Origin of the sequence: Bradyrhizobium sp. 4 (genome assembly GCF_023100905.1) — a bacterium.
GTDB lineage: Bacteria > Pseudomonadota > Alphaproteobacteria > Rhizobiales > Xanthobacteraceae > Bradyrhizobium.
Map to the genome: position 1 here is coordinate 609,912 of NZ_CP064686.1, position 14,403 is coordinate 624,314.

At 63.5% G+C, this 14,403-nt stretch carries 13 protein-coding genes; 6 read left to right on the plus strand and 7 right to left on the minus strand.

Features of this window, described 5'->3' with window-relative positions; all coding sequences use genetic code 11:
- Positions 1–105: 105 nt before the first annotated feature.
- The 5 genes from IVB45_RS02925 to IVB45_RS02945 all read right to left on the minus strand — a co-directional run bounded on the left by IVB45_RS02925 (position 106) and on the right by IVB45_RS02945 (position 4,912).
- The gene (locus IVB45_RS02925; RefSeq protein WP_247362918.1) at positions 106–627 is read right to left on the minus strand and encodes a hypothetical protein; all 522 of its coding nucleotides are present in this window, start codon (positions 625–627) and stop codon (positions 106–108) included.
- Positions 628–702: 75 nt separating this feature from the next.
- Positions 703–1,647 carry an EamA family transporter gene (locus IVB45_RS02930; protein ID WP_247362917.1) on the minus strand — a complete coding sequence of 315 codons (945 nt, stop codon included), beginning with the start codon at positions 1,645–1,647 and terminating at the stop codon, positions 703–705.
- Positions 1,648–1,717: 70 nt separating this feature from the next.
- On the minus strand, positions 1,718–2,530 hold the full coding sequence (locus tag IVB45_RS02935) for an MBL fold metallo-hydrolase (protein ID WP_027570076.1): 813 nt from the start codon (positions 2,528–2,530) through the stop codon (positions 1,718–1,720).
- Between the two features lie 109 nt (positions 2,531–2,639).
- Entirely contained in the window at positions 2,640–4,166 is a 1,527-nt protein-coding gene (locus IVB45_RS02940) for a permease (protein ID WP_247362915.1), read from the minus strand.
- Positions 4,163–4,912, minus strand: a complete 750-nt coding sequence (locus IVB45_RS02945) for an ABC transporter ATP-binding protein (RefSeq protein WP_247362914.1) — start codon at positions 4,910–4,912, stop codon at positions 4,163–4,165. The genes IVB45_RS02940 and IVB45_RS02945 overlap by 4 nt, the downstream gene beginning before the upstream one ends.
- Positions 4,913–5,164: 252 nt before the next feature.
- Between IVB45_RS02945 and IVB45_RS02950 the strand changes: the two genes are divergently transcribed.
- From IVB45_RS02950 to IVB45_RS02975, 6 genes are all read left to right on the plus strand, one after another.
- Complete coding sequence (locus tag IVB45_RS02950) at positions 5,165–6,040, plus strand: branched-chain amino acid ABC transporter permease (protein ID WP_027570079.1); 876 nt, start codon at positions 5,165–5,167, stop codon at positions 6,038–6,040.
- A gap of 4 nt (positions 6,041–6,044) precedes the next feature.
- A complete protein-coding gene (locus IVB45_RS02955) occupies positions 6,045–7,196 on the plus strand; it encodes a branched-chain amino acid ABC transporter permease (protein WP_247283228.1) in 1,152 nt (383 codons plus the stop codon).
- On the plus strand, positions 7,193–7,951 hold the full coding sequence (locus IVB45_RS02960; RefSeq protein WP_027515318.1) for an ABC transporter ATP-binding protein: 759 nt from the start codon (positions 7,193–7,195) through the stop codon (positions 7,949–7,951). The genes IVB45_RS02955 and IVB45_RS02960 overlap by 4 nt, the downstream gene beginning before the upstream one ends.
- 4 nt (positions 7,952–7,955) lie before the next feature.
- Positions 7,956–8,744 carry an ABC transporter ATP-binding protein gene (locus tag IVB45_RS02965; protein ID WP_247363193.1) on the plus strand — a complete coding sequence of 263 codons (789 nt, stop codon included), beginning with the start codon at positions 7,956–7,958 and terminating at the stop codon, positions 8,742–8,744.
- Between the two features lie 131 nt (positions 8,745–8,875).
- Positions 8,876–10,714 (plus strand): AMP-dependent synthetase/ligase, encoded by a 1,839-nt coding sequence (locus IVB45_RS02970; protein ID WP_247362913.1) that lies wholly within the window; start codon positions 8,876–8,878, stop codon positions 10,712–10,714.
- A 79-nt stretch (positions 10,715–10,793) separates the two neighbouring features.
- The gene (locus IVB45_RS02975; protein ID WP_027570084.1) at positions 10,794–11,993 is read left to right on the plus strand and encodes an ABC transporter substrate-binding protein; all 1,200 of its coding nucleotides are present in this window, start codon (positions 10,794–10,796) and stop codon (positions 11,991–11,993) included.
- Between the two features lie 185 nt (positions 11,994–12,178).
- Here the strand turns inward: IVB45_RS02975 and IVB45_RS02980 are convergent, their stop codons facing one another.
- Together IVB45_RS02980 and IVB45_RS02985 are read right to left on the minus strand one after the other, a co-directional pair.
- Entirely contained in the window at positions 12,179–13,303 is a 1,125-nt protein-coding gene (locus tag IVB45_RS02980) for a lysozyme inhibitor LprI family protein (RefSeq protein WP_247362912.1), read from the minus strand.
- Between the two features lie 180 nt (positions 13,304–13,483).
- A complete protein-coding gene (locus IVB45_RS02985; RefSeq protein ID WP_247362911.1) occupies positions 13,484–14,215 on the minus strand; it encodes a transglutaminase-like cysteine peptidase in 732 nt (243 codons plus the stop codon).
- Positions 14,216–14,403 lie beyond the last annotated feature (188 nt).

Sequence of the window (14,403 nt, forward strand, 5' to 3'; positions counted from 1 at the left end):
CCCTTATGAATGCTTCTTGTTCGGGGAGCCTAGCACCTCGTCATCGCACACAGCAGCGCGCGTTGCGCAACCGCACCCGGCATCACGGGCACAGCGGCGCCGTCGTCAACCGTTGCGCCGCTTCGCCCTCACATCGACCACCAGCCGCCAATCGGTTGCGGTGGCCGGCTTGACCTCGCCGAGCCAATGGAAGAAATCCTCTGTGATTTCTGTAAAACTCCAGCGCGTCAGGTCGCCGGCTTCGGTCGTGCCTTCCTGCACGATGTCGGCATCGCGCGGATGGCCGATCTGCTGGCGGAATATGCAGCGACCGGGATCGACCCAGGAAATCCGCCAGGCATCGATGGTCGGATCGTAGACCCGCAGCGTCGTGCCGTACCAATTGCCGGCGACCGGCAAGGCCGGGTTGCCAGCCGGGCGCGGAATGATCCAGACGTCCTGCACGGCGCGGCCCTCCAGCACCCAGCCGAAATGGATTTCGCCGGGCGCGGTGTGTTTCGTTCCATCGGGTCCATGGGCGGTGATCTCGGCGTCCCAATCGCCGACGAAACGGCCGTAAAGCCGCAGCGCCGCCGCGTGCTCGGGGTTCGGTCCGTCCGCGTGCAATAATCTCGCAAAGTCGGTCATGTCGATCTCCTGTTGCGAGGAGATCAGCACGACCGGCCGGCAGCCGACTTGGAGAAAATTGCGCGGCGCCCGCCGTCAAGTCTTGTTGGGCGACAGATGCCCTATGCCAGGATTAGACTTTTCGTTCGTTGGTCGGCTCGTTGAACGTTCCGCGAGCCAAATGACGATCACGGAGACAATGACGAGACCCGCACCAAGCAGCATCATGCGCGAAAATGGCTCGTTCAGCACGACAGTGCCGAGCAGCACAGCGATCACCGGGTTGACGAAAGTGTAGGTCGACACCAACGAGGTCGAGACGTTTTCCAAAAGCCAGTTGTAGGCGACGAATCCGATCACGCTGCCAGCGATGATCAGCCAAAGCGCCGCTGCGAGCGAGACCAGCGAAACCTCGCTTGGCCTGAAGTTTCCGATCTCGCCTGTCAGCCAACTGATCGCGAACAACACGGTGCCGCCGATCGAAAGCTGGATGCCCGAAAGCAGGATAGCGGATGCCTGGCTCGACATGCTCCGGGACAAGACAGTCCCGGCCGACCAGGACAAGGCCGCAGCCAGCAGCCAGACGACGGGAAAGATGCTGATGCCAGCCTGCTCGACGTTTTGCCACGCCACGAGTCCGACGCCGAAGAAGCCCGGCGCGAGAGCGAGCAGGGCAAGGGCCTTCGGTCGCTGATCGCCGGGGAACAAGATATCGATCAGCAGGATCCAGAACGGGATCGTGGCCAGCACGATGGCCGCCACGCCCGACGGAACCGATTGCTGCGCGAAGGCGAGTACGCCGTGGCAACCGACAAAGAACAGGAGCCCGCACAGGCTCGCCCTTATCCATGCCTGCGCGGATACGTTCGCGACCTCACCGGCACTCATGGCCAGCAACAAGATGCCGCCACAGAACGAACGTAACGCCATCAGCAGAAATGGCGGAATCGATTTCAGGCCCAAAGTGATGGCGAAGTAGGTGGAACCCCACAGCAGGTAAATGGCCGCAAATGAGCCTATGACCAGCAACCGTCTGCTCATGATTGCTCCGATCGTAACTGATCTCGAAGCAACCAAGTCGGAGGAGGCTGATGTGTTCCGGCTTCGCGCCTCACACCCCGTCGAGGATGATCACCGTCGGCTTCGACGGCAGCGCATCCCGGGACATCCGGAAACTTCGTTCCATGCGGCGATCGATCTCGAACTGCTGGCCGATGCGTTGCATGAAATCGTCGAGCGGGGTGGCGAAGCGGTGCATCGGCAGCACGACCGAGGCGCGCAGCCGCTTGGTGATCTCGGAGACGCCGTCGAGCGACATGGTATAGGTGCCGTCGATCGGCACCATCACGATGTCGAGCCGCCCGATCTGGGCAAAATGGCTGTCGTCGAGCTTGTGGTGAAGATGGCCGAGATGGCCGATGCAGAGGCCCGCGACCTCGAAGATGAAAATGGAGTTGCCGTCACGGATCATGTCGGCGCCGGAATCGTCGCCGAAATAGCGGCGGATGTCGGTCGTGACGTTGCGAATGAAGGTGTCGCCGATGCGCTCCGACACGATGGCCGGCTTGCCGTCCTCGCCCCAGCCATGCAGCACACGTGGAATGCGCTTGTCGGGATATAAAGAGTAGTGCGTGCTGTGGGCCCGGTTCATGGTGACGACATCGGGCAGCCGGCCCACCTGGTAGGCCCCGCTATAGTCGGTGGCGATGCGCAAGCCGCCGGGCGTGTCGATGAAATAGGTGGAATGGCCGGCATAGGTGATCTCGACCTCGGCCGCCGCCGCCGCCTGCTTGAACGCGACCGACATGAGGCGCGGCGCAGCATTGGCCATCGCCAGGCATTCGCTGCGCTGTGGCTGTTGGGCGAGGGCATGCGACAGAGTTGCGCCGAACAGCGCCAGAGCCACCGAAACCAGTCGCCGCATGAATCCATCCCCGATGACTTCAGGGGAAAGTCTAGCGTGCAATGCAACGCATGGCCAACAGCGCGCGATCAACAGCGCGTCAGTGTCGCACCCTCACGACGGCCCATTGTCACTCCCGCCGCGGGCTGAACTTCCAGGTGATGGCGACGAGGCCCGCGGTGATCAGGCCGCTGACGAGACCGACGATGGGCAGCGTGAGCACCAGGGCAGCGCTGGCAGCCCAGCCGATCGAGGAGAACGCCTCGGCAAAGGTCGCAAGCCGCGACGAGGTCTGGCGGCGGCGAAATTGGCTGCGCCGGGCCTGCACCCGGAACCAGAGCTGGATTGCGGTGGCGGAGGCCGCGCTGACGATGACCGCACCGGCGCTGACCGCGGCCTGGAACGCCGAGGCGAAAGCGAGCGCCGCGATCAGCGGGCAGAAGATGACGGCGATCGCGATCAGCACCACCTCGATCTTGGCGCGGACGACGCTGGACGGCGTCAGCGGCGCGGTCGCAACCAAGTCGGGCGCGTCCTCGCCCGAGATCGTCAGCCAGGCAAGCCCGCCGGCGAGTTGTCCCGCCGCCATGACGATGACGGGCGTGATCAGCGTCAGTGCCGCGGAGCTGTCGGCAAAGTTGCGCCAGAGCAGCAGCGCCGGTGGCACCAGATAGAGCAGCTGCATCAGCGTCTGCGAGATCAGCCAGGGATCGCGCCAGAGCAGCGAAAACTCCTTGCGCCGCAGCGCATGCTGCCGCGATCCGCCGCGAAACGGGCGCTCCTTCGCGCTGCGACGGCCGGACGCGCCATAGGCGGCGGCATCGATCGCCGTGTCTGCAAAGCGGCTCGAGAAGATCGCCATGACGCTTCCGAGCAACACGAGCCCGAGTGCCAGGAGCAGCAGCAGCGCCTCGGCATCCCCCATCGCCGCTCGCGCCGGCCACCACCAGATGCTCTCGGCATCGGGCGCGTAAGCGGCCAGGCTACCCGAAGTCAGGATGGTGAAGCGCGATAGCGTGCCGTAGGACATGATTGCCGCGACCTGGAGCGCGATCACGAAGCCGGCGCCGATGATCGCGGCGAGGATCTGGGCGACGAACCGTGTCCGCGCCGGACCGATCAGGCGGAACAGCAGGATGGTGACGGCGATCGCGACCGCTGCGGCCGACAGGCCCATCGCGACGACAACGCCGAACGCTGCAAGCCAGCGCGCGCCGCCCCCGAATACCAGCACGTCGATAAAGGGTGTCGAGAACAGCAGCGCCATCACCGTGACGGTGAGCGCGATCGCGGCGATGCGCACCGAGAACAGATTGGCCAGCGTCGCGGGTGAGGACATGATGAGGTCGAGATCGGCGCGGGCGTAAAACACCCGGGTCACCGATTCGATCGCCTGCGACAGCATCAGCGTCCAGGCGAGAAAAATCGTCGCCGAGATCACGATCAGCGAGGATTTGTCGAGCGGCAATTGCAGGTCCGCGAAGCGGCCGATCACCGCCCAGGCCGGCACGTGCAGCAGCGCCGCGAAGAACAGCAGGCCGATCACCGCGGCACGTGTTCGTTTGCGCCGCCCGCCGGTCATCATGGCGAGCCATTCGCGCCAGGCGAGCCGGAGCTCGTGGCGGGCGAACCAGGACAGCGCGGTGGCCGAGCTCATGCGGCTTCCTGGAGCGTCACCAGTGCGATGAAGAGATCTTCCAGGCTGGTATCGGCATGCCCGTTTTGCTGCCGCAGCTCAGTCAGCGTGCCCTCCGCAACCAGCCGGCCGGCTGCGATCACGCCGATGCGGTCGGCCATACGTTCGGCGACCTCGAGGATATGCGTGGTCATGATGACGGTGCAGCCGGCGCGGACGCGCTCGCTGAGGAGTCCCTTGACATGGCGGGCGGAGACGGCGTCCAGTCCCGTCAGCGGCTCGTCGAGGATGATGAGGCGGGGATCGTGCACCAGGGCGCCGGCGAGGGCGACCTTCTGGCGCATGCCCTTGGAAAAACCCTCGCAGCGTTCGTGCCGGTGCGGCTCGAGCCCGAGCGAGTTCAGGAGCTCCGCGGCGACCGGTTCCGAGGCCGATGGTGCGATGCCCCACAGACCGGCCACGAATTCGAGATATTCGAGCGGCGTGAGCTTGTCATAGATCATGGGCTCGTCGGAGACCCACGCCATCACCTGCTTGGCGGAGACGGGGTTTTGGAGCGCATCGATGCCGAAGATGGAGACTGCGCCGGCATCGGGCCGCAAAAGGCCCGCAACCATGCGCAAAGTGGTGGTCTTGCCGGCGCCGTTGGGGCCGACGAGCGCATAGAATTCGCCGGCATGGATGGTGAGATCGAGGTTATCGACCGCCAGACGGTCAAAACGCTTCGTTAACCCCAGGACTTCGAGCGCCGAGTCGTCCCGCTTCATCACGGCCACACCTTGCGGTTTTGCATCGCTCGCGACCATGCCCCGAAGATGTTTCGGCACCGTGAATCGCGCTGCGGCAAATTCCGTCATCCGGACTGGACTAATGGCAAGTCACCGTTTGTTGACAGCGCTTGGCGGTTCAGGCTGAATTGGCGAAGGGACGAATGGCGCGAACGCAGCGAAACGACTGCACACAAGATGCGGCAAGGCGGTCAGGAAGAACCGCCGGTTGTATCGGGAGGATGCGCGACGATGCTGGATTTCGTTCAGCAGCTGGTCAGCGGTGTTGCGCTCGGCTGCGTCTACGGCCTGATCGCGCTCGGCTTCGTGCTCGTCTACAAGGCCACCGAGGTCGTCAATTTCGCCCAGGGCGATCTGATGATGCTGGGCGGCTTCTTTGCCTTCACCTTCATCGGTATGATGGGCCTGAACTACTGGATCGGCTTTGCCGGCGCGGTGGCGGCGATGGCGCTGTTCGGCATGCTGGCCGAGCGCGTGGTGGTGCGGCCGATCCTCGGCTATCCGCAATTCTCCATCATCATGGCCACCATTGGGCTCGGCTATTTCCTGCGCTCGGTCTCCGGCATGATCTGGGGCACCGACGATTTCAAGATCGACACGCCCTTCAGCCAGGGCGTGCTGCGGATCGGTTCGCTGGTGCTCGCCCATGACAAGCTCTCGGTGATCGCGGCGACGGTCATCCTCTGCGCGCTGCTCTGGCTGTTCTTCAACAAGACCACGCTCGGCACCGCGATGCGCGCCAGTTCCGAGAACATGCTGGCGGCCTATTACATGGGCATCCCGGTCAAGCGCGTGGTGTCGATTGTCTGGGCGATCAGCGCGGCGGTTGCGACCTGCGCCGGCGTGCTGCTGGCGCCGATCACCTTCATCCATTCCAATGTCGGTCTGGTGCTGGGCCTGAAAGCGTTTCCGGCCGCCGTGCTCGGCGGCTTCGGCTCGATCCCCGGCGCCGTCGTCGGCGGCGTTCTGATCGGCGTCATCGAGAGCATGGCCGGCTTCTATCTGGCCGAGGGCTGGAAGGACGTCGCGCCCTATATCGTGCTGCTCGCCGTGCTCTTGCTCAAGCCCGAAGGTCTGTTCGGCCTTCACGTCCGCAAGAAGGTCTGAACGCATGCGCTTCCTGTTCAAGACCGACTACGAGGACGACATCAGGCTGTTTCCGCATTCGGGCTATTACGTCTCGTACGGTCTCCTGCTGGCCGTGCTGCTGATCGCGCCTTATGTGCTCTCCAGCTATCTGATGAGCCAGCTCGTCTTCGTCTGCATCTACGCGACCGTCGGCGTGGCGCTGCTGATTTTGACCGGTTTCACCGGGCAGGCCTCGCTCGGGCATGCGGCGTTTCTCGCGATCGGTGCGTATACGGCGGCCTATCTGCAGAAATACGGTGTGCCGTTCCCGGTCTACTTTCTCGCCGCCGGGCTCCTGACCGGGCTGATCGGTGCGCTGGTCGGCTTCCCCGCGCTGCGGCTGCAAGGCATCTACCTCGTCATCGCCACCATCTCCTTCGCCTTCATCGTCGAGGAGATTCTGGCGCGTTGGGAGAGCGTCACCAACGGCAACGAGGGCATGCGGATCAAGGCGGTGTCGCTGTTTGGGGTCGCGGTCTCGCGCGACAGCCCCACCTTCTATTTCCTCTGCCTCGCGGTGCTGGTGCTGACCATCGTAGGCACGCTCAATCTGCTGCGGTCGCCCACGGGGCGCGCCTTTGTCGCGATCCGCGACAGCGAGACCGCGGCGCGCAGCATGGGTGTCAATGTCGCGTTGTACAAGGTGAAGTCTTTTGCGATCTCGGCGGCGATCACCGGCTTCGCCGGCGTGTTGTTCGCGCACAAGCTCTCCTTCATCTCGCCGGAGATGTTCACGCTCCAACTCTCGATCGAGTTCATCATCGTAATCCTGATCGGCGGCACCTTCAGCCTGCACGGCGCGGTGCTGGGGGCGATCTTCATCGTGATGATCGATCCGTTCCTGACCTACCTCAAGGACGACATGCCCGGCATCATCGCCGGCATTGCCGCGACCTTCGGAGCGGGCACGCAGACCGCCGCCAATGTCCAGTCCAAGGTCGCGGCCTTTGCGTCGCTCAACGGCCTGAAAGGCGCGATCTACGGCATCATCATCGTATTGTTCGTGCTGTTCGAGCCGCTCGGGCTTTACGGCCGCTGGCTCAAGATCAAACTCTTCTTCCAGCTGTTCCCGCTCTACAAACGCGCCACCTTCAAGCGGCAGAAGATCTACGTGAAGTCGGAGCGCAACCGATGAGCTATTTTCGCGCCGAGAGCTTGTCGCTGCATTTCGGCGGGCTGAAGGCCGTCGATGCGGTGTCGTTCGCGGTCGAGAGGGGCGAGATCCTCTCGATCATCGGGCCGAACGGCGCCGGCAAGAGCTCGATTTTCAACCTGATTTCGCGGATCTACCGGCCGACCTCCGGCCGCATCTTCTTCGAGGATCAGGACATCACGGAGCAGCCGCCCCACGACATCGCAAGGCTCGGCATCGCCCGCACGTTCCAGAACATCGAGCTGTTCGAGAACGCGACGGTGCTTTCGAACCTGCTGGTCGGACGCCACCGGCATTCGACCACGCAGCTTTGGCAGGAACTGTTGTTCCTACCGGGCGTCCGCGCCGACGAGAAGGTGCATCGCCGCAGGGTCGAGCAGGTTATCGAATTCCTCGATCTCGAACCCTACCGCGACAAGCTGATCTCGGGTCTGCCTTACGGCGTGCGCAAGGTGATCGAGCTGGCGCGCGCACTATGCTCGGAGCCGAAGCTGATCCTGCTCGACGAGCCGTCCTCCGGCCTCAACGTGGAGGAGACCGACGACATGTCGTTCTGGATCCGCGACCTCAAGAGCGAGCTCGGCGTCACCGTGCTCATGGTCGAGCACGACATGTCACTGGTCAACCGCGTCTCCGACCGCGTCATCGCCCTGAACTACGGCCGGGTGCTGGCGATGGGCTCGCCCGCCGAAGTGCAACAGCACCCCGATGTCGTCGCCGCCTATCTGGGAGCCTGACGCGATGGATGCCGTGGTGACACCAGACATCATCCTGAAACTCTCCAACATCGAGAGCTATTACGGGCCGATCATGGCGATCCGCGGCATCTCGCTCGAAGTGCCGCGCGGCCGCATCGTCACGCTGCTGGGCGCCAACGGCGCCGGCAAGACCACGGTGCTCAAGACGATCTCGGGCATTCTCGATCCGCAGAAGGGCGCCATCGAGTTCATGGGCAAGTCGATCCAGCGCATGGAGGCGGACAGGATCGTGCGGCTGGGTCTCAGCCATGTGCCGGAGGGACGCGAGGTGTTCCCGTTCCTCTCCGTGCGCGAGAACCTGATGATGGGTGCCTATCCGCGCAAGGATCGTGACAGCGTTGCCGAGGATCTGGAGCGCGTCTACGGCTATTTCCCGCGGCTGAAGGAGCGCATCAACCAGCCGGCCGGACAGCTCTCCGGCGGCGAGCAGCAGATGCTCGCAATCGGCCGCGCGCTGATGAACCGACCGACGCTGTTGCTGCTCGACGAGCCCTCGCTCGGGCTGTCGCCGATCCTGGTGAAGGAGATCTTCGCTATCATACGCCGCGTCAACGAGGAGCAGGGCATGTCGATCCTGCTGGTCGAGCAGAACGCCAAGGTGGCGCTGGAGACGGCGCATTATGGCTATGTGCTGGAGATCGGCCGGATCGTGATGAACGACAGCTGCGACCGTTTGATGCATTCGAAGGACATCCAGGAATTCTACCTTGGCGCCAAGGAAGCGGGCGCACGAGGCGAGCGGCGCTGGAAAAAGAAGAAGACTTGGCGTTGAAGCAAGCCTTGGCGTTGAAGCAAGACTTGGCGTTGAAGGAAGAATTGGCGTTAGATCGGGAGACCCGTCCGAAACAATAGACCGCCGGCAAGGCGGGCAGCGGAGGGGAATGCGACAAGGAGGAGACGTGAATGGCCCGACCGGCGGTGCTGACGGTCGCTGACACGATCGCGAAGAGCTTTTTGCGCGCCGCGGAAACGCGGGGCGACAGGACGGCTATACGCGAGAAGAAATTCGGGATCTGGCAGCCGACCAGCTGGCGCGAATGGTTGGAGATCTCGAAGGAGATCGCCTACGCGCTGCACGCCATCGACTTCAGACCCGGCGACGTTGCTTCCATCATCGCCAACGCAGTGCCGGAATGGGTCCATGTCGACATGGGCATTCTGTGCGCCGGCGGCGTCTCCTCCGGCATCTACCCGACCGATGCCTCATCCCAGGTCGAATATCTCGTCAACGATTCCCGGACGAAAGTGATCTTCGCCGAGGACGAGGAGCAGCTCGACAAGGTCCTTGCCTGTCGCGCACGCTGTCCCTCTCTGCGAAAGATCATCGTGTTCGACATGGAGGGCCTCAGCGGCTTCTCCGACGACATGGTGATGTCGCTCGACGAGTTCCGCGCGCTCGGGCGCAACCACATGGCCGGCCGTGACGCGCTATGGCAGGAAATGGTCGACAGTCGTAGTGCGAGCGATCTCGCGGTCCTCGTCTATACATCCGGCACCACGGGCCCTCCCAAGGGCGCCATGCATGCCAATCGCAGCGTCACGCACCAGATGCGGCACGCTAACGATTTCATTCCGGCGCGCGAGAACGAGGACCGGCTGATCTTCCTGCCGCTCTGCCACGTCGCCGAACGGATTGGCGGCTATTACATCTCGGTCGCGCTCGGCTCGGTGATGAATTTTGCCGAGAGTCCGGAGACCGTGCCGGACAATCTGCGCGAGGTGCAGCCGACCATCTTCCTCGCGGTGCCGCGGATCTGGGAGAAATTCTATTCCGCGATCACTATCGCCCTAAAGGACGCGACGCCGCTGCAGCAATGGGTCTACCGCCGCGCCATCGATATCGGCTATCGCATGGTCGATTGCAGGATCGAAGGGAAACCGCCGCCGCTGTCGTTGCGTATCGCGAACGGCATCGCTTATCGGCTCGCATTCCGCAACATTCGCCGCATGATCGGGCTCGACCGTTGCCGCATCGCCTTCACCGGCGCGGCGCCGATCGCGCCGGAGCTGATCCGCTGGTATCTCGCGCTCGGCATCGACATTCATGAGGTCTACGGCCAGACCGAGAATTGCGGGGTCGCCACCATGATGCCGGCGGAGCGGATCAAGCTCGGCTCGGTCGGCAAGGCGGTGTCGTGGGGTGAAGTGGCGCTGTCGCCCGACGGGGAGATCCTGATCAGGGGCGACTTCCTGTTCATGGGCTATCTGAACCAGCCGGAGAGGACAGCAGAGACCATCGACCATCGCGGCTGGTTGCATACCGGTGACGTCGGCACCATCGACAATGAGGGCTTCGTCCGCATCACCGACCGGATGAAGGACATCATCATCACCTCGGGCGGCAAGAACATCACGCCGTCCGAGATCGAGAATCAGCTGAAATTCTCGCCCTACATCTCGGATTCCGTGGTGATTGGCGACAAGCGGCCATACCTCACCTGCCTCGTGATGATCGACCAGGAGAATGTCGAGAAGTTCGCGCAGGACCACGACATCCCCTTCACCAATTATGCCAGCCTGTGCCGCGCGGCGGAGATCCAGGACCTGATCTGGCGCGAGATCGAAGCGGTCAATGCCAATTTCGCCCGCGTCGAGACCATCAAGAGATTCTATCTGATCGAACGGCAACTCACTCCGGAGGACGAGGAGCTGACGCCGACCATGAAGCTGAAGCGCGGCTTCGTAAACAAGCGCTATGCCGCCGAGATCGACGCAATGTATCCGACGCGGGCGGTGGCTTGAACAATCCTGTTTGAATAACAGCGAAGGAGTGATGGCCCCACCCTTCGCATCATAAGGGCCCCAAGGAGAGGAGACGTCAATGTCGAGATCGTTGAGAACGTTCGGCTTTGCGGCAGGCGCGGTGGTGCTCACCTGTTTGCCTGCCGCGGCGCAGACCAAGGTCACCAATGAAGGCATCTCGGCCTCCGAGATCGTCATCGGCACCCATCAGGATCTGTCGGGGCCGATCAAGGTCTGGGGCGTGCCGGTCTCCAACGGCATGAAGATGGCGGTCGAGGAAATCAACGCGGCCGGCGGCATCAATGGCCGCAAGATCAGGATGATCCTCGAGGACAACGGCTACGATCCGAAGAAGGGCGTGCTGGCGTCCCAGAAGATGGTCGAGCGCGACAAGATATTTGCAATGATCGGCTCGATGGGATCGGCGCCGACGCTCGCCGCGCAGGATATCCTGTTCGATGCAGGCGTGCTCCAGCTCTTCCCGCTGACCGCCGCCGAGTTCACCTTCAAATTCGACCCGGCCAAGCCGCAGGAGCGGCTGAAGTTCAACAACCTCTTGCCCTATGTCGAGAGCACGCGCGCCGCGCTGAAATACATGGTGGAGTGGAAGAACTTCCAGAAGCCCTGCATCATGCATCAGGATGACGAGTATGGAAAGAACGTGCTCGACGGCTTCACCCAGCAATTGACGGCCATGAAGCTGCAGCCGGCGTCGGTGACGAGCTACAAGCGCGGCGCCTCCGATTTCAGCGCGCAGATCGCCAAGATGAAGTCCGACGGCTGCGATCTCGTCGTGCTCGGCACCGTGATCCGCGAGACCATCGGCGCGATGACGGAGGCGAAGAAACTCGGCTGGGACGTCACCTTCCTGGGGGCGACGCCGACCAACGTGCTGGAAGTGCCGGCGCTCGGCAAGGACGCCGTCGAGGGCCTCTATGCGGCGAGCGGCTTCGAGATCCCCTACGAGGACACCGCCAAGGGCAAGGTCCACGACTGGCTCATCAACTACAAGAAGATGTTCAACACCGATGCCAACACCCAGGCGATCATCGGCTACAACGCGGTGACGACGTTTGCGTTCTACGCCAACAAGGCGGGCAAGGATCTGACCGGCCAGAAGATGCTGGACGCGCTGGAATCGGGCGACAAATTCCTCGACATCTTCAACTCGCCGCCGACCAAATTCTCCAAGACCGACCACCTCGCCAACACCATCACCCAGGTGCAGCAGGTCAAGGGCGGCCGCTGGGTTCTGGTGAAGGACAATCTGATGTTTTGATTTCTTCGCCTCTCCCCGCATGCGGGGAGAGGCCGGAATTTACGCAGCAAATTCCAGGTGAGGGGGCTCTCCGCGCGTCCAACTGTCACCGGATTCGCTGAAGCAGCCCCTCACCCCAACCCTCTCAGCGCGAGCGAAGCTCGTCGCGACCCCGTAAGAACCGGGAGAGGGAGAGCACACAGCCCCTACGATCCCCCACCCGCGGTGCCTGAATTCACCGGGGCCAGTTCGTCTTCCCGGCAGCGCCAGCCGTCGGCGGCTTTGACAAACGCAAAGGTGCGCTGGATCCGCAGGCGGCGTGTGACGTTGAAGGCGTCTGCGGAGCGCTCCTTGTTGCCGACGCCAGGCTGCGGACGACCCGTTGTGGCGTTCCAGCAGGTGCCAGTGCACGTCGTGGCGATCTTGCTGCAGGTGGCGAAGGGTGCCAGCACGGCCATCTCGATTTCGCCCGTGACCTGCGCCTCCTGCTCGCCCACCTGGCTGTCGAGCGCGTAGACGCGGTTGATGCGGAGGAAGTTGCCGCAGGAATTGGCCGCGTGGATTCGCGCGGCGCAGAAATCGATGGCATCGGTGTCGGGCGCGCGGGCTGCGACCTGCCGGCCAAACACCTTCTTCGGATCGCCTTTCGCCGCGCCAATCTCGTCGGCCTTGTGCTTCAGATAGCCGGCGAGACAGTCCTCCGCGGACTCGAGCTCCCCGAGCGGCACGTTCTCCTTGCCGACCAGATTGCATTTGCGATCGCGCTCCCGCGTCCACCGGCCATATTCGGCGAAGGCAAAGCGGGCCGCGGTCGGATCGAGCTTGCCGATCAGGCCGAGAACCTGGCTGTTCAGCTCGGTCTCGGCAAGGGCCAGCGAAGGGTCCGCGCAGATCAGTGCGCCCGCGGCGGTGTTGGCGGCGAGACAGTCGAAATCCGGATCGCGTACGATCGCGGCGCGCTCATCGGTCACCTTGAGAAGACATGCCTTCACCCGGTCGAAATCGTCGGTGCGGATCGCGGTCTGGCCGACGATGCCGCAACCGAGGTTGCGCTGGCGAACCCAGATCGCGTTCTCCTCGATCCCAGGCAGGCGATCGGGCAGGCGGGCAAGCCGCGCCTCGATTCCGGTACTCAGCTTCTCGGCGGCGGCGGCAAGCTCGGCATCACCGCAGAACAATTGATTGCCGGGATCTCGGATCTGCTGGCAGTTGTTCCTGGCGAACAGCGGCAGCCTGTCGGCGACGGAGCGGGCGGACGGGCTGGATTGCGCGAAGCCTGGAGCCGCCGGCAAGGCCAGCAGCGCAAGCATAGTCAGCACGATGAACCGCATTCCAGTCGCCCCCGCATAGCCGCGGCCATGCTAGCGTCCCGGATCGCACTGTGGAATGGGTTTGTGGGTAAGCGTACTTTGTGCTGGTAGCCCGGATGGAGCGAAGCGCAATCCGGGATTCGTGCGACAGGCGGCAGCGGCCCCGGATTTCGCTTCGCTCCATCCCGGCCTACAAGAAAATCAACGCGCCTCGGCGGCGACCATCGAGAACCGCACGGGTTCGTCGACATATTTCAGCACGGCCGACTGGTAGAGGACGAACAACGGCTGATAGCTCCGCGCAGCGTCGTCCTCGACCATTGCCATGCGGCGGTTGTCGAGCATCAGCCAGTGGCCGTCGAGCCGTGCAGCGGCAACCGCATGCTCTTCGCCGGCCCTGACGTCACGCACGACGACGATGCGGAGATCTTCGGTGGCGACGCCCGCGAGCCGCAGGGCGGCGATCTTGGCAATGGCGTAATCCTCGCAATCCCCGGCGCCGCGCGCGAAGGTCGCGAGCGGTGAGCTCCAGACGTCCTCGGAACCGTCATCGGCGGCACGGATGGCGAGGTTGATGGCGCGATTGGTTTCGCCCAGCAGAGCGCGGCCGTCACGGCTGCGGGCCTGGTCGACGATGGCGAGCAGTTTCAGCGCAGCGGGCGACGCGCAATTGTCCCGGTCGCCGTCGCACAGCGCGAGCTGCACCATGTCATCGTCGAGCCTGGACCTCAGCGCGAGCCATTTCTGTTGCAGGCTGCCGGCGGAGATAGCGAAGGCGAACACGCCGAACGGCTCGGCGGATTTGCGCACGAGGACGCCGGCCCCCGGCGACAGTAGTGTTCCAGCGCGAAGCTCGGCGGCCGATCCGAGCAGGATCAATCCGCACAGCACAACGATTGCGCGCCAAGCGCGCGAGCGAGCAGCGGTCTCCATTTGACATCCCCTTCCGGCTTCGCCAGGTCCCCCTCGACCTGCACGTGCCGGGCTTTGTTGCTTTCGCGGAGATAGTGCGAGGCCGCCGGTTTTGTTCTGCTTAACGCGCCCGGCTGGGGTGCCAAAACCGGGCAACAGGCTGAAATGGGCCTGCTCAAATTGCGTAAAATTTTACGATTCGCCGGCTA